This is a genomic window from Rhodococcus sp. OK611 (assembly GCF_003050885.1).
Taxonomy (GTDB): Bacteria; Actinomycetota; Actinomycetes; order Mycobacteriales; family Mycobacteriaceae; genus Rhodococcus_G; species Rhodococcus_G oryzae.
On sequence record NZ_QAOZ01000025.1, the window covers coordinates 44,892 to 64,404 of the forward strand.

The 19,513-nt window shown below is 69.8% G+C and carries 22 protein-coding genes; 8 read left to right on the plus strand and 14 right to left on the minus strand.

Going from position 1 to position 19,513, the window contains the following annotated elements:
* Positions 1 to 89: 89 nt before the first annotated feature.
* The 5 genes from C8K38_RS25865 to C8K38_RS25885 are packed head-to-tail and all read right to left on the minus strand — an operon-like array spanning position 90 to position 5,761.
* Entirely contained in the window at positions 90 to 1,220 is a 1,131-nt protein-coding gene (locus tag C8K38_RS25865) for an acyl-CoA dehydrogenase family protein (protein WP_097214289.1), read from the minus strand.
* Complete coding sequence (locus C8K38_RS25870; RefSeq protein WP_097214290.1) at positions 1,217 to 2,173, minus strand: acyl-CoA dehydrogenase family protein; 957 nt, start codon at positions 2,171 to 2,173, stop codon at positions 1,217 to 1,219. Before C8K38_RS25870 ends, C8K38_RS25865 begins: the two co-directional genes overlap by 4 nt.
* Positions 2,170 to 3,333 carry an acyl-CoA dehydrogenase family protein gene (locus tag C8K38_RS25875; protein ID WP_097214291.1) on the minus strand — a complete coding sequence of 388 codons (1,164 nt, stop codon included), beginning with the start codon at positions 3,331 to 3,333 and terminating at the stop codon, positions 2,170 to 2,172. Before C8K38_RS25875 ends, C8K38_RS25870 begins: the two co-directional genes overlap by 4 nt.
* Complete coding sequence (locus C8K38_RS25880; protein WP_097214292.1) at positions 3,333 to 4,211, minus strand: enoyl-CoA hydratase; 879 nt, start codon at positions 4,209 to 4,211, stop codon at positions 3,333 to 3,335. The genes C8K38_RS25875 and C8K38_RS25880 overlap by 1 nt, the downstream gene beginning before the upstream one ends.
* Positions 4,208 to 5,761 (minus strand): FadD3 family acyl-CoA ligase, encoded by a 1,554-nt coding sequence (locus C8K38_RS25885; protein ID WP_097214293.1) that lies wholly within the window; start codon positions 5,759 to 5,761, stop codon positions 4,208 to 4,210. Before C8K38_RS25885 ends, C8K38_RS25880 begins: the two co-directional genes overlap by 4 nt.
* A 45-nt stretch (positions 5,762 to 5,806) precedes the next feature.
* Between C8K38_RS25885 and C8K38_RS25890 the strand changes: the two genes are divergently transcribed.
* The 3 genes from C8K38_RS25890 to C8K38_RS25900 all read left to right on the plus strand — a co-directional run bounded on the left by C8K38_RS25890 (position 5,807) and on the right by C8K38_RS25900 (position 9,030).
* Entirely contained in the window at positions 5,807 to 7,012 is a 1,206-nt protein-coding gene (locus C8K38_RS25890; protein WP_097214294.1) for an acyl-CoA dehydrogenase family protein, read from the plus strand.
* Positions 7,009 to 7,818, plus strand: coding sequence for an SDR family oxidoreductase (locus C8K38_RS25895; RefSeq protein WP_027502840.1), 810 nt, complete (start codon positions 7,009 to 7,011; stop codon positions 7,816 to 7,818). The genes C8K38_RS25890 and C8K38_RS25895 overlap by 4 nt, the downstream gene beginning before the upstream one ends.
* Positions 7,819 to 7,947: 129 nt before the next feature.
* Positions 7,948 to 9,030, plus strand: a complete 1,083-nt coding sequence (locus tag C8K38_RS25900; protein ID WP_097214295.1) for a type IV toxin-antitoxin system AbiEi family antitoxin domain-containing protein — start codon at positions 7,948 to 7,950, stop codon at positions 9,028 to 9,030.
* Here the strand turns inward: C8K38_RS25900 and C8K38_RS25905 are convergent.
* Entirely contained in the window at positions 9,027 to 9,785 is a 759-nt protein-coding gene (locus tag C8K38_RS25905) for an SDR family NAD(P)-dependent oxidoreductase (RefSeq protein WP_257017846.1), read from the minus strand. The two genes, C8K38_RS25900 and C8K38_RS25905, sit on opposite strands and share 4 nt — an antisense overlap.
* Positions 9,786 to 9,826: 41 nt before the next feature.
* Between C8K38_RS25905 and C8K38_RS25910 the strand changes: the two genes are divergently transcribed.
* Both C8K38_RS25910 and C8K38_RS25915 read left to right on the plus strand, forming a co-directional pair.
* The gene (locus C8K38_RS25910; RefSeq protein WP_097214297.1) at positions 9,827 to 10,459 is read left to right on the plus strand and encodes a TetR/AcrR family transcriptional regulator; all 633 of its coding nucleotides are present in this window, start codon (positions 9,827 to 9,829) and stop codon (positions 10,457 to 10,459) included.
* A gap of 9 nt (positions 10,460 to 10,468) precedes the next feature.
* Positions 10,469 to 11,620 (plus strand): acetyl-CoA C-acetyltransferase, encoded by a 1,152-nt coding sequence (locus C8K38_RS25915; protein WP_097214298.1) that lies wholly within the window; start codon positions 10,469 to 10,471, stop codon positions 11,618 to 11,620.
* 92 nt (positions 11,621 to 11,712) lie between these two features.
* Here C8K38_RS25915 and C8K38_RS25920 read toward each other — a convergent pair whose 3' ends face one another.
* On the minus strand, positions 11,713 to 12,333 hold the full coding sequence (locus C8K38_RS25920) for a TetR/AcrR family transcriptional regulator (RefSeq protein ID WP_179800720.1): 621 nt from the start codon (positions 12,331 to 12,333) through the stop codon (positions 11,713 to 11,715).
* A gap of 104 nt (positions 12,334 to 12,437) precedes the next feature.
* Here C8K38_RS25920 and C8K38_RS25925 point away from each other — a divergent pair, with 104 nt between their 5' ends.
* Positions 12,438 to 12,716 carry a DUF2277 domain-containing protein gene (locus C8K38_RS25925; RefSeq protein ID WP_097214300.1) on the plus strand — a complete coding sequence of 93 codons (279 nt, stop codon included), beginning with the start codon at positions 12,438 to 12,440 and terminating at the stop codon, positions 12,714 to 12,716.
* Positions 12,717 to 12,781: 65 nt separating this feature from the next.
* On the opposite strand, the gene C8K38_RS25930 is transcribed toward C8K38_RS25925, so the two are convergent.
* From C8K38_RS25930 to echA20, 4 genes are read right to left on the minus strand one after another with little or no spacing between them, the layout of a single operon-like run.
* Positions 12,782 to 13,846 (minus strand): NAD(P)H-dependent flavin oxidoreductase, encoded by a 1,065-nt coding sequence (locus tag C8K38_RS25930; RefSeq protein ID WP_097214301.1) that lies wholly within the window; start codon positions 13,844 to 13,846, stop codon positions 12,782 to 12,784.
* A complete protein-coding gene (gene ipdB / locus C8K38_RS25935; RefSeq protein WP_097214302.1) occupies positions 13,843 to 14,601 on the minus strand; it encodes a cholesterol ring-cleaving hydrolase subunit IpdB in 759 nt (252 codons plus the stop codon). The genes C8K38_RS25930 and ipdB overlap by 4 nt, the downstream gene beginning before the upstream one ends.
* Entirely contained in the window at positions 14,598 to 15,479 is an 882-nt protein-coding gene (gene ipdA / locus C8K38_RS25940) for a cholesterol ring-cleaving hydrolase subunit IpdA (RefSeq protein WP_097214303.1), read from the minus strand. Before ipdA ends, ipdB begins: the two co-directional genes overlap by 4 nt.
* A 14-nt stretch (positions 15,480 to 15,493) precedes the next feature.
* Positions 15,494 to 16,255: a (7aS)-7a-methyl-1,5-dioxo-2,3,5,6,7,7a-hexahydro-1H-indene-carboxyl-CoA hydrolase gene (gene echA20, locus C8K38_RS25945; RefSeq protein ID WP_097214304.1), complete on the minus strand. Its 762-nt coding sequence runs from the start codon at positions 16,253 to 16,255 to the stop codon at positions 15,494 to 15,496.
* Positions 16,256 to 16,386: 131 nt separating this feature from the next.
* Between echA20 and C8K38_RS25950 the strand changes: the two genes are divergently transcribed.
* Positions 16,387 to 17,187, plus strand: coding sequence for an SDR family oxidoreductase (locus C8K38_RS25950; protein WP_097214312.1), 801 nt, complete (start codon positions 16,387 to 16,389; stop codon positions 17,185 to 17,187).
* Complete coding sequence (locus C8K38_RS25955; RefSeq protein WP_097214305.1) at positions 17,184 to 18,098, plus strand: SDR family oxidoreductase; 915 nt, start codon at positions 17,184 to 17,186, stop codon at positions 18,096 to 18,098. Before C8K38_RS25950 ends, C8K38_RS25955 begins: the two co-directional genes overlap by 4 nt.
* A gap of 69 nt (positions 18,099 to 18,167) precedes the next feature.
* Here the strand turns inward: C8K38_RS25955 and C8K38_RS25960 are convergent, their stop codons facing one another.
* The 3 genes from C8K38_RS25960 to C8K38_RS27945 all read right to left on the minus strand — a co-directional run.
* Complete coding sequence (locus tag C8K38_RS25960; protein WP_097214306.1) at positions 18,168 to 18,839, minus strand: GNAT family N-acetyltransferase; 672 nt, start codon at positions 18,837 to 18,839, stop codon at positions 18,168 to 18,170.
* A 107-nt stretch (positions 18,840 to 18,946) separates the two neighbouring features.
* Positions 18,947 to 19,411 (minus strand): nitroreductase family deazaflavin-dependent oxidoreductase, encoded by a 465-nt coding sequence (locus C8K38_RS25965; RefSeq protein WP_097214307.1) that lies wholly within the window; start codon positions 19,409 to 19,411, stop codon positions 18,947 to 18,949.
* Positions 19,412 to 19,418: 7 nt separating this feature from the next.
* Positions 19,419 to 19,513, minus strand: a 95-nt coding sequence (locus C8K38_RS27945) for a hypothetical protein (RefSeq protein WP_257016999.1), incomplete at its 5' end; no start/stop codon positions are given.

Genomic DNA, 19,513 nt, shown 5'->3' on the forward strand with positions numbered 1-19,513 from the left:
CGGGGTTCGGAATTCGGTCGATCTCGTCCCGACATGCAGAAGGCCGGCCCGGGGAATCCGGGCCGGCCTTCGAGCTCAGTGCAACGGGATCAGGCGGGCAGGCCCGCGGCCGACTCCAGCGACTTCAGGTACCCCCGCGGCTGGCCGAAGAGCTGGGCGCTGCCGTGTGCGCGCTTGAAGTACAGCTGGGCGTCGTGCTCCCAGGTGATCGCGATGCCGCCGTGCAGCTGGATGCTGTCCGCCGCGACCGACTGCAGGGCCTCCGAGCAGTACACCTTCGCGACCGCGGCGTCCGTCGCCGCGGTGGGCGCTCCGTCGACGAGCGAGCGGACCGCGCCGTAGGACGCCGAACGGGCCGTCTCCACCAGGAAGTACAGGTCCGCCATCCGGTGCTTGAGGGCCTGGAAGCTGCCGATCGGACGACCGAACTGCACGCGGGACTTGCTGTACTCGACGGTGAGGTCCAGCGACTGCGCGGCCGCACCGATCTGCTCCGCGGACAGTGCGACGCAGGCGATCTCGCGCACCCGCTCCAGGGCCGCCGAGCCGTCGGCGGTGAGCAGACGGGCCGAGGCGCCGTCGAACTCCACGACCGACAGGGTCCGGGTCGGGTCCATCGCGGGCAGCCTGCGGCGGCTGACCGACTCCTGCGCGGGATCGACCTCGAACAGCGCCACGGCGCCGTCGATCGCGGCGGCGACGACGAGCACGTCCGCGATCGACCCGTCCAGCACGAAGTGGCTCGCGCCGGTGAGCGAGTGCCCGTCACCGGCCGCCGTGGCCGTCACGTCGACCGACTCGGTGTCCCAGCTGCCGTCGGCGCCGGTCCAGCACAGCGCCGCGACGGCGGTGCCCTCCGCGATCCCGGGCAGCAGTCGCTCGCAGGCCTCGGTGTCGCCGCTGGCCAGGATCGCCTGCGCGCCGAGCACCACCGAACCGAGCATCGGTGTCGGGGCGAGCGTGCGGCCGAGTTCCTCGAGCACCAGGTGCGTCTCGATCGCGGATGCGCCGATGCCGCCGAACTCCTCGGGGATCGCGAGCGCGGCGACGCCGACCTGCTGGCAGAGCATCTCCCACAGCGCGGTGTCGTAGCCCTGCTCGGTCTCCGCGGCGCGGCGGACCGCACCGGGATCGGAATGCTTGGCGAGCAGCGCCCGCACGGTCTTGCGGAGCTCGAGCTGCTCCTCGTCGAATGCGCCTACCGCGGCAACCTGGCTCACAGCGACTCCATCACTCGGGCGCGGTGCACAGACGGGGTGCCCCACGCGGTCAGCAGGGCCCGGGTCTTGGTCAGCCACAGGGACAGGTCGTGTTCCTGGGTGTACCCGATGGCGCCGTGCACCTGCAGCGCGATCCGCGATGCGCGGTACGCGGCGTCGCCACACGCGACCTTGGCCGCCGAGATGTCGCGGCGGGCGTCGGCCGAGCCGTCGCGGACGGACAGCGCCGCGCCGTGCAGCAGCGGTCGCGCCATCTCGAGGCCGATGGCGACGTTCGCCAGGTGGTGCTTGATCGACTGCTGGCTGCCGATGGCCTTGCCGAACTGCTTGCGCTGCTTGGCGTATTCGGTGCTGACCTCGAGCATGGTGCGGCCGAGGCCGAGCAGCTGGGCTGCGGTGGCGAGCGCGCCCATGTCGAAGGCGCGCTCGACGTCCGCGTCGCCGAGTGTCTCGGCGGCGGTGACGGAGAACAGCTTCCTGGCCTGGTCGACGGAGCCGTGCTGGTCGCCGACTGTGGCGGTGGACACCGAGTCGCCCTGCACGAGCAGGGTCAGCTCGACGGCGTTCGCGTCGACGGCGAACGGCACCCGCGGCGGGGCCGCGACGGTGGCCAGCGCGCCCTCGGCGAGCGCGGACAGGCGGTCCGGCGCCGCGCCTGCGAGCAGCACCGGTGCGACGGCGATGGTCTCGGCGACCGGACCCGGCACGGCGTGCCTGCCCAGCTGCTCGACCGCGACGACCAGGTCGATGGCGTCGGCGCCGAGGCCGTCGTGCGCCTCGTCGATGATCAGGCCGTTGACGCCGGTCTCCGCCAGGCGCTGCCACACCTTGAGGCCGGGCGCGGTGTCACCCGCGTTCCAGGACCGGATCACGGCGGGCATGTCGGACTTGGCGAGCAGCGAGTCGATGCTGTCCGCGAAGTCGGTGTGCGAGGAGTCGAGTGCGAATCTCATCGGTCCGCCTTAGGTAGGCCGAGCAGCCGCTCGGCGATGACATTCTTCTGGATCTCGTTGGTGCCGGCGTAGATCGGACCGGAGAGGGAGAACAGGTAGCCGTCCATCCACGCGGTGTCGGCGAGCTCGGCCTCGGGGCCGAGCAGGTCGAGCGCGGTCTCGTGGGTTGCCACGTCCCACTCGGACCAGAACACCTTGTTGATGGAGGACTCGGCGCCGAGCTGGCCGCCGCCGGCCAGCCGGGTGACGGTGCCCCACGTGCTCAGCTCGTAGGCGCGCGATCCGATCCACGCGTCGACGACCCGGTCGCGCAGCTCGGTGTCGGACTGGTCGCCGTTCGTCTTCCACAGCTGCACGAGCCGGTCGGTGGCGGCGAGGAAGCGGCCGGGGGAGCGCAGCGACAGGCCGCGCTCGTTGCTCGCGGTGCTCATCGCGACCCGCCAGCCCTCGTTGACGGCGCCGATCACGCCGGACTCCGCGGGGTTCGCCGGGTCGTCGGGCACGAAGACGTCCTCGAGGAACACCTCGGCGAAGCCCGGCAGGCCGTCGAGCTGGTCGATCGGACGCACGGTGACGCCCTTCGACCGCAGGTCGAACATGTAGTACGTGATGCCCTTGTGGCGCTGGGCCTCCGGGTCGGAGCGGAACAGGCCGAATCCCCAGTCCGCGAACGCGGCGCGGGAGCTCCAGGTCTTCTGACCGTTGAGCAGCCAGCCACCGTCGACCTTGGTGGCGGTGGCGCGCAGGCTGGCCAGGTCGGAGCCGGACTCGGGCTCGGACCAGGCCTGGGCCCAGATGTCGTCGGCGCGTGCCATCCGCGGCATGATCCGTGCCAGCTGCTCGGGCTTGGCGTGCTCGAAGAGCGTGGGGGCCAGCAGGAAGATGCCGTTCTGGCTGACCCGGCCGGGTGCGCCGGAGCGGTAGTACTCCTCCTCGAAGATGACCCACTGCTCGAGGGTGGCGTCGCGGCCGCCGTACTCGGCCGGCCAGGACACCACCGACAGGCGGGCGTCGGCGAGGGTGCGCTCCCACTGCCGGTGCGCCTCGAAGCCCTCCGCCGTGTCCATGTGCGGCAGCGGCTCGGCGGGGACGTTCGCCTTGAGGAACGCGCGCACTTCGTCGCGGAATACGACTGTGGCGTCGTCGAATTCGAGATCCACTATTCTTCTCCAGCCTTCTTCATCGCCGCGGCTGCGCCGCGCTTCATTGCTGTGGCGTCCATACCGCCCAGGGGCCCCTTGCCGATTTCGGCGTTGTGTGCGTGCGCGAAGTGGTGCAGACCGAAGACCGAGTCCATGCCGGCCCGCACACCCATCAGGTCCTCGCACTGGTTGACGGCCTTCTTGGTCAGCGCGAGTCCGAACTGCGGCATGGTCGCGATCCGGTCGGCCAGGTCCATCGCGGTGGCCTCGAGGTCCTCACGCGGAACCACCCGGCTGACCATGCCCCACTCGTAGGCGCGCTGCGCGGAGAAGCGATCGCCGGTGAACAGGATCTCCTTGGCCCCGCGCACCCCGAGCACCCACGGGTGCGCGAAGTACTCGACGCCCGGAATGCCCATCCGGACAACAGGGTCCGCGAAGAAGGCGTCGTCGGAGGCCACGATGAGGTCGCACACCCAGGACAGCATCAGGCCACCGGCGATGCAGGCGCCGTGCACCATGGCGATGGTCGGCTTCGGCAGCTCGCGCCACCGCCGGCACATGCCGAGGTAGACCTCCATCTCGCGGGCGAACCGCTGGTCGCCGCCCTCGCGGTCGACGTGGTCCCACCACATGACGGCCTTGTTGTCGTAGGACACGTGGTGGTCGCGTCCGACGGTCCCGATGTCGTGCCCTGCGCTGAAGTGGTCGCCGTTGCCGGCCAACACGATCGCGCTCACCTCTGGGTCCTCGACGGCGCGCTGGAAGGCGGCGTCCAGGGCGTAGGTCATCACGGAGTTCTGCGCGTTGCGGAACTTCGGTCGGTTCATCGTGACGACCGCGACCTTGCCGCGGACCTCGTAGGTGACGACCTCGCCCTCGTCGGGAACACTCACGACTTGCCCTCCCGGAGATCGTTCTTGAGGACCTTGCCGGACGGGTTGCGCGGCAGCGATCCGACGACGACGACCGAGCGCGGGATCTTGAAGTTGGCCAGGTGCTCCTTGCAGTATGCGAGGACCTCCTCGGCCGTGATGGTGCGACCGGGCTTCGCGACGACATAGGCGCGGCCGACCTCGCCCATCCGCTCGTCGGGCACTCCGATGACGGCCGACTCGGCGACCGCGTCGATCCGGGCGAGGGCGTTCTCGATCTCGGCGGGATAGACGTTGAAGCCGCCCGAGATGTACATGTCCTTGAGCCGGTCGGTGATGTCGATGTAGCCGCGCTCGTCCATGACGCCGACGTCGCCGGTGTGCAGCCAGCCGTCCTTGTCGATGGTCGCCGCGGTGGCCTCCGGGTCGTCGAGGTAGCCGAGCATGACGTTCTCGCCGCGGACCAGGATCTCGCCGTTGTCGCCGATCCGGACCTCCATGCCGGGGATGGCGCGCCCGGAGGTGGTCGAGACGGTGACCGGGTCGTCGTCGGTGCGGCACATGGTCACCACGACGGCCTCGGTCTGCCCGTAGGCGGTGAGCACGGCGTCGAAGCCCAGTTCGGACTGCATTCGTTCGACCAGCCGCACCGGGACCGCGGCGGCACCGGTGATGGCGATCCGCAAGCTCGACAGGTCGTACTCGTCGCGGGTGGGCAGGTCGAGGATCGACTGGTGAATGGTCGGGGCGCCCGGCAGGACGCTGACCCGGGCCTCGGCGATCTTCGCGGCGACCTTGGGGACGTCGAACAGCGCCATCGGGACGATGGTGGCGCCGCGCAGGACACACACCATGATCCCGGCCTTGTAGCCGAAGGTGTGGAAGAAGGGGTTGATGAGCAACTCGGCATCGGCGCTGGTGACCTCGGCGCAGGTTGCCCACGCGTCCGCGATGCCCACCGTCTGCCGGTGCGCGCTCAGCACGCCCTTGCTCTTGCCGGTGGTGCCCGAGGTGAAGAGGATGTCGGCGATGTCGTCCGGATCGACGGCCTGGGCGCGGGCATCCGCCTGCTCGGCGGGCACCGACGCGGCGAGGTCGTCCAGCTGCTGCCACTCGATGACGCCCTCGGTCGGCGCCGCCTCGTCGAAGGGTATCCGGATGACGGTGTCCAGCACGTCGAGGTCGCCCGGCCCGGCCGCGCGGGACAGGTCGGCCCAGCGGTCGGTCTTGAGGAACGGGCCGACGACGAACAGGGCCCTCGCCTTCGTCCGGATCACCAGGTCCAGCGCCTCGGTGCCGGTGTAGCGGGTGTTGATCGGGACCAACACCGCGCCGGCGTAGTGCGTGGCGAGGGCGGCGATGACCCAGTGATAGGTGTTCGGGGCCCAGAGCGCGACGCGGTCGCCGGGCTCGATCCCGCGCGCGATCAGTGCCCGTGCCACCGTGCGCACGCGGTCGAGGAGGTCGGAGTAGCTGAGATGGGTCTCGCCGTCGGCGATGGCCTCGGCGTCCCCGAACTCGCGAGCCGCCCTCGCGAGGGCCGCGGGGGTGGTATTCACATCACTGGTCACTGGACTCCTCTACAAAGCAAGTGCTTGGTAGGTTATCCTACCGGGGTGGATGTAAGCCAGGGGCTGGGGACAGCCAAAGACGACGAGCAGTTCGCCGCGACCGTCCGTGAGTGGTTGGCCGACAATCTCACCGGTGAGTTCGCCGGTCTGCGTGGGCTCGGCGGACCCGGACGTGAGCACGAGGCCTTCGAGGAGCGACTCGCGTGGGACCGCCATCTGGCGGCCGCCGGGTGGACCTGCCTGGGCTGGCCGACCGAGTACGGCGGCAAGGGCGCGACGCTGAGCCAGCAGGTGATCTTCCATGAGGAGTACGCCCGCTCGGGCGCACCCGCGCGGGTGAGCCACCTCGGTGAGGAGCTGCTCGGGCCGACGCTGATCGCGTTCGGCACCGAGGAGCAGAAGCGGCGCTTCCTGCCCGGCATCAACACGGTCTCCGAACTGTGGTGCCAGGGCTACTCCGAGCCCGGCGCGGGCTCCGACCTCGCGGCGGTCTCCACCTCGGCGCGCCTCGACGGCGACCAGTGGCGGATCAACGGGCAGAAGGTGTGGACCTCGCTCGCGCACGTCGCGCAGTGGTGCTTCGTGGTCGCGCGGACCGAGCCCGGCTCGCAGCGCCACAAGGGCCTGTCCTACCTGCTGGTCCCGATGGACCAGCCGGGCATCGAGGTGCGGCCGATCCTGCAGCTCACCGGCACCTCCGAGTTCAACGAGGTGTTCTTCGACGACGCCCGCACCGACGCCGACCTGGTGGTCGGCGAGGTCGGCCAGGGCTGGTCGGTCGCGATGGGCACCCTCACCTTCGAGCGCGGCATCTCCACGCTCGGCCAGCAGGTCGGCTTCGCCAAGGAACTGTCGGAGATCGTCGAGCTGGCCGAGCGCAACGGCGCGGCCTCCGACCCCGTCATCAAGGACAAGCTCACCCGCGCCTGGATGGGCCTGCAGGTGATGCGCGCGCACGCCATGCGCACCCTGTCCGCGGTCGACGCCAGCGCCCAGGGCGGCGAGGCCTCGGTGGCCAAGCTGCTGTGGGCCAACTGGCACCGCGGTCTCGGCGAGCTCGCGATGGAGGTCGCCGGTGCGGACTCGCTGCTGGCGGGCAACGGGCCGTTCGGCGCCGACGCCGACCTGAGCGACCAGCAGCGCCTGTTCCTGTTCAGCCGGGCCGACACCATCTACGGCGGCTCGAACGAAATCCAACGAAACATCATCGCCGAGCGGGTGCTCGGACTTCCCCGAGAGGCTCGACCGTGACCACTTCCCTCAAGTCCCCCCTGGCAGTCGCCCCCGCCGAGATCGAGGGCCACAACCTGCTCAAGGGCAAGAAGGTCGTCGTGACCGCGGCCGCGGGCACCGGTATCGGCTTCGCCACCGCGCGCCGGGCGCTGCTCGAGGGCGCCGACGTGCTGGTCTCGGACTTCCACGAGCGTCGCCTCGGCGAGACCGTGGAGAAGCTGTCGGCCGAGTTCGGTGGCCAGCAGGTCGAGTCGTTCGTCTGCGACGTCTCGAGCACCGAGCAGGTCGACGCGCTGATCGCCGGCTCCGCCGAGAAGCTCGGCCGCATCGACGTCCTGGTCAACAACGCGGGCCTCGGCGGCGAGACGCCGGTCGTGGACATGACCGACGAGCAGTGGGACCGCGTCCTCGACATCACGTTGACGAGCACCTTCCGCGCCACCCGCGCGGCGCTTCGCTACTTCAAGTCGGTCGAGCACAACGGCGTCCTGGTCAACAACGCCTCCGTGCTCGGCTGGCGCGCGCAGCACTCGCAGGCGCACTACGCGGCGGCCAAGGCAGGCGTCATGGCGCTGACCCGCTGCAGCGCGATCGAGGCCGCCGAGTACGGCGTCCGCATCAACGCCGTCGCGCCGTCCATCGCCCGCCACGCGTTCCTGGCGAAGGTGACCAGCGAGGAACTGCTCGACAAGCTGGCCGAGGGTGAGGCCTTCGGTCGCGCCGCCGAGGTGTGGGAGATCGCCGCGACCATCGCGATGCTCGCCAGCGACTACACGACCTACCTCACCGGCGAGATCGTCTCCATCTCCAGCCAGCGCGCCTAGGCGGCTCCGCCGCCTGTGCGTGGTTGACGAGTGCTGACACTCGTCAACCACGCACAGGCGCGTAGCGCCTGTGGATAACCCGGCCCGATCTCGTCGATCCGGTCGGTACCCGACGCCAGTGTCGTCGGCATGCCCGCAACGTTCTCGCCCGCAGCGCTCCAGGCCCTCGTCGACCGCCAGTACGGATTGGTCACCGCGGCGCAATTGCACGCCCTCGGATTCCCGCCGTCGCGAACGCGACAGCGCCTCGAGACCGGGAGCTGGCAGCGGGTGCTGCACGGGGTGTACGCGATCACCTCGGGCGCGCTCACTCGCGAGGCAATTCTCGAGGCCGCCCTTCTCTACGGCGGGACCACGGCGCTGCTCAGTCACCGGACGGCCGCGGAGCTGTGGGGGATGGTCCCAGTGAGCGAGGCCGGTCCCGTCCACGTCACAGTTCCCTACGGTGTCTCCGCGATCGGTCAACCCGCGACCGCGGTCGGACACGCGGTGCACAACGATCGCGTGGTGCCCGCGCGGGGGAGCGTCCTGCATCCCGGGGTGGTGGTGCACCGGTCGCGCGCGCAACGGCACATCGGTGCCGGCGACCTCCTGCCACCGCGCACGACCCGCGCGGACACCGCGCTAGACCACGCCATCGCGCAGCCGTCGGCGCGCGAGGCATACGTCAGCCTGATCGGCACCGTCACCAACGCTCGCGTCCGGTTGGACGACGTCCGGCGCCGGATGAACGAGCGGACCCCGCGTCGCTACCGGAAAGCGCTCGAGGCGGCCGTCCGGCTGCTGGCCGAAGGCGTCCAGTCGATGCTCGAGTACCGCTTCGCGGTCGATGTCGAACAGGCCCACGGACTTCCCGTGGCACGCAGGCAGGAGCCGGTGGTGGTCGACGGCCGCACGCTCTGGGAGGACTGCGACTACAGCGAACACGGTGTCCCGCTGATCGTGCGCCTCGACGGCCGCCGGTCGCACTCCGCGCGCGAGGTCGCCTTCCGGGACCGTCGCCGCGACAACGCCGCCGAACTCGCCGATCGGCCACGGCTGGTGTTCGGCTACGAGGAGGTGGTCGTGACCCCGTGCCTGGTGGCCGGGGAGGTCGAGCAGGTCCTGCGCCGCGAGGGGTGGCATAGGCGGGACGAAAACCCGTGTCCCGCCTGTGCGCGGTTAGCGAGTCCTGACACTCGTCAACCGCGCACGGGCGGCGGAGCCGCCTAGACGGTGTAGCCGCCGTCGACGTTCAGCTTCTGGCCGGTGATGAAGCCGGCCTTGTCGCTCGCGAGGAAGCAGACGGCTTCGGCGATGTCGACCGCGGAGCCGAAGCGCTGCAGGGGGATCCGGCTCATCGCGACGGCCTGCGCGCGCTCATCGAGGTCGGCGTTGCCCATCAGGCGTTCGGCCATGCCGTCGGTGAGCATGCCGGGGCCAACGGAGTTGAAGCGGACGCCGTAGCGGCCCTCCTCGGCGGCGAACGCCCGGACCAGCGCCTCGACGGCGCCCTTGGTCCCGGACGAGAGGCCGTCGCGGACGGGAAAGCGGTCGGTGGCCGCCGTGGTCACCGCGACCACCGAGCCGCGCGCCGCGCGGAGCCCGGGCAACAGGGCGTGCACGAGCGCGAAGAACGCGGTGGCCTCGGCTCCGAGATGCTCGGAGAAGGTGTCGGGGGAGACCTTGGACAGGTGGACCATCGGGATGTGCGGGCCCGCCGCGTGCACCAGCACCGACGGATCGCCGAGCTCGGCCGTGATCTCCCGCGCCCACCGTGCGACCCGGTCCCGGTCGGTCAGGTCGACGGCATCGGCACGGGCCCGCCCGCCCGCAGCGGTGATCTCCTCGACCAGGGCGGCGGCGCGCTCGGCGCCGGAACGGTAGGTGAACGCGACAGGGAGCCCCTGGGCGGCGAGCCGCCGGGTGATCTCGATCCCGATGCCGCCCGATCCGCCGGTGATCACGGCGCAAGTGTTTTGCTGCACCCCGATACCCTAACAAGCGCTTGGTTGATACTCTGTCGAGTGTGACCCCTCCGCCGAGAGCTGCCGAAGAGTCTGCCAGCAAGTCCGGCCGCCGCGCCGAACTCCTCGCGCTGGCGGCCGCCCTGTTCGCCGAGCGCGGTCTGCGCGCCACCACGGTGCGCGACATCGCCGACTCGGCCGGGATCCTGTCCGGCAGTCTCTACCACCACTTCGACTCCAAGGAGTCCATGGTCGACGAGATCCTCAAGGGCTTCCTGGACGAGCTGTTCGGCCGCTACCGCGACATCGTCGCGGCCGGTCTCGGATCGCGCGCCACCCTCGAGGCGATGGTGATCGCGTCCTTCGAGGCGATCGACGGTTCGCACGCCGCGGTCGCGATCTATCAGGACGAGGCCAAGCACCTGGTCGGCAACGAGCGCTTCGAGTACATCACCGATCGCAACAAGGAGTTCCGGGGCCTGTGGGTCTCGGTCCTCGAGGCGGGCATCGCCGACGGCAGCTTCCGCCCCGACATCGACGTGGAGCTGGTGTACCGCTTCATGCGCGACACCGTCTGGGTTCCGGTGCGCTGGTACCGGCCGGGAGGCCCGATGACCGCGGAAACGGTCGCCAAGCAGTATCTCGCCATTGTGCTCGACGGGCTCTCCAGCCCACAGTCACGGTCCGATTCGTAGGGAGTTTCCATGCCTGAGGCATACATTGTTGACGCCATCCGCACCGCGGTCGGCAAGAAGGGCGGTGCCCTCTCCGCGGTGCACCCCGCGGACCTCGGCGCCGGGGTGATCAAGCAGCTCCTCGAGCGCAACCAGGTCGACCCGAGCGAGATCGACGACGTCGTGTTCGGCTGTGTCGACGCGATCGGCCCGCAGGCCGGCAACATCGCGCGCACCGCCTGGCTGGCCGCCGGCTACCCCGAGGATGTCCCCGGTGTCACCGTCGACCGTCAGTGTGGATCCAGCCAGCAGGCCGTTCACTTTGCAGCGCAGGCGATCCTGAGCGGAACCGCGGACCTGATGGTGGCCGGCGGCGTGCAGAACATGAGCATGATCCCGATCGCCTCCGCGATGGTCGTCGGCGAGCAGTTCGGTTTCGAGACCCCGTTCAAGGGCTCGAAGGGCTGGGAGCACCGCTACGGCGACGAAGAGGTCTCGCAGTTCCACGGCGCCGAGCTGATCGCCGAGAAGTGGGACATCAGCCGCGAGGAGATGGAGCGCTGGGCGCTGCAGAGCCACGAGCGCGCGCGCAAGGCGATCGCCGAGGGCCGATTCGACAAGGAGATCGTGCCGGTCGGCGAGTTCAGCATCGACGAGGGCCCGCGCGAGACCAGCCTGGAGAAGATGGCCGGGCTCAAGACCCTGACCGACGGCGGACGCCTGACCGCGGCCCTGGCGAGCCAGATCTCCGACGGCGCCAGCGCGACGCTGCTCGCCTCCGAGGCCGCGGTGAAGGCGCACGGCCTCAAGCCCCGCGCCCGGATCCACCACATCAGCGCCCGCGGCGCCTCGCCGATCTTCATGCTCAGCGCGCCGATCCCCGCGACCAAGTACGCGCTGGAGAAGGCCGGCCTGACCATCGATGACATCGACGTCATCGAGATCAACGAGGCCTTCGCCCCCGTCGTGCTGTCCTGGATCAAGGAGATCGGCGCGGACCCGGCGAAGGTCAACGCCAACGGCGGCGCGATCGCGAACGGGCACCCGCTCGGCGCGACCGGCACCAAGCTGTTCGCGACCATGCTCAACGAGCTCGAGCGCACCGGTGGGCGCTACGGCCTGCAGACCATCTGCGAGGGTGGCGGCACCGCGAACGTGACGATCATCGAGCGCCTGGGCTAAAACCTCTCCGCGCAAGCAGATTCGGCCCCGTACCCCTCCTGCCGGAGGAGTACGGGGCCGAACTCGTCGGTGGACCCGGACGACGGTGTCCGTCAGTCGATGGTGCCGATCAGCGCGAACAGTGCGTCGGCGATCCGCTCGCACCACGCGTCCGAGTCCTCGAATCCGCGCGAGACGCCGCGGAGCATGGTGGCCGACACCAGCAGGTCGAAGACGGTGTCCGCGGTGGACGCGGCGGCGGCCGGCTCCGCGTCCGGCTCAGCCAGTTGGATCCGGTCGAGCAGCGCCTTGCGGGCGGGCACCTCGGCCCGCTGGACGAGCCGCTCGTAGACGCCCTCGTTGTGATTCCAGGTGGACATCAGCCCTGGTATCGCGGAGCGGGCGGCCGGGTGCGCGGCGCGCTCGAGGAAACTGCGCGTCCAGGCCAGGAGGTCGGCGTGCAGGTCGTCGGTGCTCGGGGGGAGCGGCACGTCGCCCATGGACTCGAGGCCGAAGATCGCGTCCTCGATGATCATCTCGCGGGTGGCCCAGCGGCGGTAGATCGCGGGCGCGCTGACCTTGGCCCGTCGGGCGATGGCCTGGATGGTGGTCTTCTGGTAGCCCGACTCGACGAGCAGCGCAATGGTCGCATCGAGGACCGACCGGTCGACCTGGGGATCTCGGGGCCGGCCCGGGCCGGCTGCTTCGACTGGGTGGTCTCCGGATCCATTCACATCGCCGGACAATACCGGAGCGGGTTACCCCTGGAGCCAAAATAGTTACGGGGTGACACGGAACTCATCGCGCGCGGGCGGTGGCTCGGGGTTATCGTCGGGATATGTGCCGAAACATCACCGAGCTCCGCGGCCTCGAGCCGGCCGCCACCGCGGAGGAGATCGAGGCGGCCGCCCGTCAGTACGTGCGGAAGGTGAGCGGGGTGCAGAAGCTGTCCGACGCCACCCGAGAGCCCTTCGAGCAGGCGGTCGCCGAGGTCACGGCGACCACGATGCGGCTGCTCGGGGTGCTGCCCTCCCGCAAGCAGCCACCGGCCACGGTGCCGCCGCTGCGCAGGCCCGAGGTCCGCGCCCGGATGGCCGCGGCCGCCGCAAACGACTGAAGGGCACCGCCGGCCGGATGAACCGGCCGATGGTGCCCTTCAGTGTGGGGAGTGCGCTCCCGAGCTCAGGCGCGCAGCGCGCCCAGTGCGTCGATCCGCTTCACGGCGTCCGCCATGATCCGGTCGATCAGTTCCTGACAGCTCGGCAGGTCGTCGACCATGCCGACCACCTGACCTGACGCGAGCACGCCCGCCTCGGTGTTGCCGTCGACCAGGCCGGCCTTGAGCAGCATCGGGGTGTTGGCGTACATGATGACCTGCAGCCAGGTCTTGTCCGTGGACTTCTTCATGTCGAGGCCCTCCTTGAGGAGAGTCGACCACTTCATGCCCGTCATCGCCCTGACCTTGGGAGCGTTCCTGGCCGCGGCGATGAGACCCCGTGCGTAGCTGGACTTCTCGAGGCTGTTGACCAGGTCGGTGTTGAGCACCCGGTGCGGCATGCCATCGACCTTCACGGACACGGTGGTGTCCTGCAGGCCGCGCTTGAGGTACTCCTGCTTGACCGAGTCCGGCACTGCGCTGTCGCTGGTGAGCAGGAAGCGGGTGCCCATCGCGACGCCCGCGGCGCCGTAGGACAGCGCAGCTGCCAGGCCGCGGCCGTCGAAGAAGCCGCCGGCCGCGATCACCGGGATGTCGACCGCGTCGAGCACCGACGGCAGCAGCAGCGTCGTGGCGACCGGGCCGGTGTGGCCGCCGCCCTCGCCGCCCTGCACGATCACCGCGTCGGCGCCCCAGGAGGCGACCTTGACGGCGTGCTTGGCGGCGCCGATGGACGGGACCACGACGACGCCGTTGTCCTTGAGCTTGCTGATCAGGTCCTTCTTGGGTGCCAGCGCGAACGAGGCGACCTTGACCTTCTCGCGGATCAGCAGGTCGATGCGCTGCTGAGCGTCCGTCGCGTCGGCGCGGATGTTGACGCCGAACGGCTTGTCGGTCAGCTCCTTGGTCCGCAGGACCGCTGCCTCGAGCTCGTCGTAGGTCATCGTCGCCGAGGCGAGGATGCCCAGGCCGCCCGCGTTGGACGTGCCCGCGGTCAGGCGCGGGCCGGAGACCCAGCCCATGCCGGTCTGCACGATCGGGTGCTCGATGCCGACCAGTTCGGTCAGCGCCGTGCGCAGGACGGCGGTCATGCCTGGACCTCGCGCTCACGCAGACCGCGCGGGTCGATGACCTCGCGGATCAGGCGCAGCTCCTCGGCGGTGGGCTCGCGGGTGACGCCCGCCTCGGCCAGCCCGGCGACCTCGAAGGAGGTGTTCTCGGCGACCTCGGCCGCGGTGACGCCCGGGTGCAGGCTGAGCGCGCGCAGGGTGTGGTCCGGTCCGCCGAAGTCGAAGACGCCCAGGTTGCTGACCACGCGGTGCAAGTGCAGGTACTTGAACGCCGGGTTCGAGGGATCGACCTTGTCGTAGCCGACACCCGAGACCACGTCCACCTTGTCCACGAACACCCGCGAGGAGTGCTTCGGGACGAAGTAGCTGGTGGCGTGGTTGATGGTGTTGCCGGGGGCGCCGCGGACGCCGAACATCTGGCGGGTCGGCTGCTGCAGCGGACCGAACGCGGACAGGTTCTGGTTGCCGTACCGGTCGATCTGGTTGGCGCCCATGACCACGTGGCGGCGGCCGGAGGCGACGACGTCGAACACCTTGCGGAACGGCATCCAGCCCTCGATCGGGGCCTTGGCGCCGACCGCGGGGGTGTCGGCGAAGATCAGCGCCTCACCGTCGGTGATGAGCAGGTCGGGCTCGGTGGTGAGCCGCGCCAGCCGCGCGCCGATGGTCGCCAGCGTGGACATCGGGCTGGCCATGATCTCGCCCGCGCCCGAGAAGATCTCGGCGCACGCGATCGCGCAGTACTCCGCGCGGGTGATGGTCTCGGTGGAGGTCATGCCTGCTCCTCTGCGAACTTCTTGACGGCGGCCTGGTAGTCGTCCTCGCTGCCGGACAGGTAGGTGTCAACGAAGACCTGCCACGACTCGGGGGTCTTGGCGGCCTCCGCGTAGTGACGCTGGAACTTCTCGTCGCGGCCGTAGCTCTCGCCTGCGAGGGTGAAGTGGGCGCCGTTCGGGGCCTCCACGACGCCGTCGACCATCATGCGGTTGAGGATCAGCTGCTGCAGCGGAACGGCCTTCACCAGCTCCTCGGTCTCGACGATGCGCTCGACGGAGACGTAGCGCTTCTCGGCGGCCATGCAGTACAGGTCGTCGAAGTACGGGTCGACGCCGTTGTAGGCGGCGTTGCCGTGCTTGTCGCCCAGGTTCAGGTGCACGAACGACGCGTCCAGGTTCAGCGCGGGCATCGCGATGAGCGTCTCGGCCTTGCCGGACTCGTCGGCGTACGGCGAAGTGACGGTCTTGAGCTCGTCGCCCCAGAAGTTCAGGACGTCCGAGCCGAGGCCCGCGCGGATCGGCAGGAACGGCAGGCGGGCCGCGGCGGCCTCGAGGCCACACTTGACCATGCCCTCGTCCATCTCGCGGACCTCGATGGCGCCGGTGGTGCGGGCCTTGGCGAACCAGGGGTCGTAGAACGGCGCGGAGTCCAGGGACACGAAGCCGTAGTAGGCCTTCTTGACCTTGCCCGCCGAGCACAGCAGGCCCAGGTCCGGTCCGCCGTAGGTGACGACGGTCAGGTCCTTGATGTCCGAGCGCAGAATCGCGCGCACGAACGCCATCGGCTTGCGGCGCGAGCCCCAGCCGCCGAGGCCGATCGTCATGCCACTGCGCAGTTCGCCGACGACCTCGTCGAGCGACATCCTCTTGTCACGCATTGTCTTTCAACTCCCTACTTGTTCGCGCGCGGCTTGCCGGTGGCGACGAACTCGTCGCGGTGCTCGTCGGCGACGCCGGCGAGGTTCAGCTCGAACGTGAAACCCTGCTCGATCCGGTAGCTGGTGTGCACGTCCATCACGTCGATGCGGTTGATCGCTTCCTTGGCGCGCCGGATGACCCGGGTGTCCTTGGCGGCGATCTCGCCTGCGATCTTGAGTGCACACGCGTCGAGCTCGGCGCGCGGGACGACGTCGTACACGGAGCCGAAGTGCTTGAGCGTCTGGGCGTCGACGTTCTTGGCCGTGTAGTACAGCGTGCGCATCATGTGCTGGGGGACCAGGCGGGCGAGGTGCGTGGCCGCGCCGAGTGCGCCGCGGTCGACCTCGGGCAGGCCGAAGACGGCGTCGTCGGACGCGACGATGACGTCGGCGTTGCCGACCAGGCCGACGCCGCCACCGACGCAGAAGCCGTTGACGGCGACCACGACGGGAACCTCGCAGTCGTAGACCGCGGAGAACGCCGCCGCGCAGCCGCGGTTGGCGTCGATCAGTGCGCCGTGACCCTCGGTGGCCTGCATCTCCTTGATGTCGACGCCGGCGTTGAAGCCGCGACCCTCGGCTCGCAGGATCACCACGTGGGTGCTCGGATCCTTGCCCGCCGCGAGGACGGCGTCGGCCAGTTCGAACCATCCCTTAGACGGGATGGCGTTCACCGGCGGGTAGTCGACGGTGACCGTGGTGATGCCGGCCCCATCGGATTTGGAAGTGATTCCCATCGTGATTCCTTAGGTAGGTCGCCAAACCAAGCGATTGCTTGGTAAGTTAGCACACCTGCGGGTCGGGCTGGAGTTCGCTTTTCGGCGGATGACCCCCGACCCGCAGAGAATCCCTGACAGTGGAGGTACTGGTGGATCTAGGTCTTGACGGCAGCGTGGTGCTGGTCACCGGCGGAGTGCGCGGCGTGGGCGCGGGCATCAGCCGCGCGTTTCTGCGCGCGGGCGCCACGGTGGTGACCTGCGCGCGACGGCCGGCCGACGAGCCGATCGAGGTGGATGGTCGCGGCGTGGAGTTCATCTCCTGCGACCTTCGCGACGCCGAGCAGGTGCAGTCGATGATCGACTCGATCGTCGCCACCCACGGCCGCCTCGACGCCGTCGTCAACAACGCGGGCGGGGCGCCGTACGCCCTGGCCGCGGACGCCAGCCCCCGCTTCCACTCGAAGATCGTCGAGCTCAACCTGCTCGCCCCGCTCCTGATCTCGCAGATCGCGAACGCCGTCATGCAGAAGCAGGACACCGGCGGCTCGATCGTGATGATCAGCAGCGTCAGCGGCAGCCGCCCGTCGCCGGGCACCGCCGCCTACGGCGCCGCCAAGGCCGGCATCGACAGCCTCGCGGCCAGCCTCGCGGTGGAGTGGGCGCCGAAGGTCCGGGTGAACTCGATCGTGGTCGGCCTGGTCGAGACCGAGCAGAGCCACCTGCACTACGGCGGGGCCGACGGCCTCGCCGCGGTGAGCAAGACCGTCCCGCTGGGTCGGATGGCGCGGCCCGAGGACATCGGGAACTGTGCGACCTTCCTGGCATCGCCGCTGGCGTCCTACGTCAGCGGTTCGACACTGACGGTGCACGGCGGCGGCGAGCGCCCCGCGTTCCTGGCGGCGTCGGACGCAGAGACATCCAACAAGCCAGTGATGGAGGAGCAGAAGTGAGTGGATTGGTAGAGGGTCGCGTCGTCATCGTGACGGGCGCGGGCCGCGGTATCGGACGGGCGCACGCACTGGCGTTCGCGGCCGAGGGCGCGAAGGTCGTCGTGAACGACATCGGCGTCGGCGGCGACGGCACCGCGACCGGTGAGAGCCCCGGCGAGCAGGTCGTCGCGGAGATCATCGCCGCGGGCGGACAGGCCGTGGTGAACGGCGACGACGTCGCGGACTGGGACGGCGCGCAGAACCTGATCAAGACCGCCATCGACAACTTCGGTGGCCTCGACGTGCTGGTCAACAATGCGGGCTTCCTGCGCGACCGGATGCTGGTCGGCATGAGCGAGCAGGAGTGGGACTCGGTCATCCGGGTGCACCTCAAGGGCCACTTCGCCCCGCTGCGGCACGCGGCCGCGTACTGGCGCGCCGAGTCCAAGGCCGGACGTCCGGTGGACGCGCGGATCATCAACACCAGCTCGGGTGCCGGCCTGCAGGGCAGCATCGGTCAGGGCAACTACGCGGCCGCCAAGGCGGGCATCGCGGAGATGACCATCCAGGCCGCCGCCGAGCTGAAGAACTACGGCGTCTCCGTCAACGCGATCGCGCCGGCGGCGCGCACCCGGATGACGGTGGGCGCGGGCGGCGCGATGGCCGAGGCGATGGCCGCTCCCGAGGAGGGCTTCGACGCGATGGCGCCGGAGAACATCTCCCCGCTGGTGGTCTGGCTGGGCAGCGCCGAGTCGAAGGACGTCACCGGCCGGGTGTTCGAGGTCGAGGGCGGCAAGATCACCGTCGCCGAGGGCTGGCGGCACGGCCCCGTGCAGGACAAGGGCGATCGCTGGGACCCGAAGGAGATCGGCCCCGTCGTGGCCGACCTGCTCGAGAAGGCGGAGACCCCCACCCCGGTCTACGGGGCGTAAAGCGGCTCCGCCGCCCGTGCGCGGTTGACGAGTGTGTGGACTCGTCAACCGCGCACAGGCGCGAAGCGCCTAGACGGGGGAGCGGACGATGACCGTCGTGCCGGGGAAGTAGGCGGCGAGTTCCGGCCGCGACAGCTTGATCACGGCGGTGCCGTAGCCCTGCTTGCGCGCCTCGGGCGCCACCCACACCGCGAGGTCCACCTCGCCTTCGTGTAGTTCGCCGAACACCAGCCCGACGCACTCCGGCCGGTCGCCGCTGGTGTTCTCCGCGACGAACCATGCCGCGGTCTCCTCGTCGACCCGGTTCAGGCCTGCCCGGCGCTCCTCCTCGATGCGATCCTCCTGCCACGGCGTGCCGTCGGCATCGAGCTGCTCGGCCGAGCGCCGCCGGTAGAGCTCCGCGTCCTCGTCGTTGTAGGTGAACGGGCGCAGCCGCACGTTCGTGCCGGTGCTGAAGGGGCGCTGTTCCGGCAGCCACTTCAGCGTCGCGTCCAGGTTGGTGACCTCGTCGCGGAGGTGGTCGCGCTCGAGCCGGGTCAGGCGCCCGAGCTGAAGACCCAGCACCGCATTCGCGTTGTCCTCGGTCGTCTCGAGGAGCGCGCTCACGCTGCGTACGGCGGCGGCGTGGTCGTCACTGTCGACGATGGCATCGAGGACCTCGTGCCGCATCTCGAGCGCCCGCAGGAGCGCCGAGGCGAGTTCGCGTCGGTCCAGGATCTGATCTTGGGGGCCAGCCGTCATGACGAAATCTCCCTATCCGTTGAGGTGCAACAGCGCGGAGCACGCACCTGCCGGATCGGCAATCCTGCGGGCTCCCCCCAGATTGTCTGTCAACGGGCCCGCAATTGCTACGAACAGACCACGACCGGGATCTTGCGTTCGACCCAGGACTGGTAATCGTCGAACTCGGGGTACATCGCCACGAGCTTGGGCCACAGCTCCGCGTGCTCGGCATCGTCCGCGACCTTCGCGACCAGATGGCGCACGTCGGAACGGATCTGGACCTTCACATTGGGATCGGCCTTCAGGTTCAGGTACCACAGCGGGTTCTTGGGCTGGCCGCCCTGCGAGGCGACGAGCACGACCCGGTCGCCGTCCTCGAGGAACAGCAGTGGGCTCACCCTGGGCTCGCCGCTCTTGCGGCCGGTGGTGGTGAGCAGGCAGATCGGCAGGCCGCTCTTCGCGGCGCTGCCGACCCGCCACTTACCGCCGACACGCCCACCGGTGGCCCGGTACGCGATCACGTTCGTCTTCGACATCCATTTGATGATGATTCGGGTGAACTGCGTATCGAGCATCGGTGGGCGCTTCATGGCCGGATCAGATCCGCTCGATGATGGTGCCGGTGGCCAGCGCGCCGCCGGCGCACATGGTGATCAGTGCGGTGGACTTGTCCGTCCGCTCGAGTTCGTGCA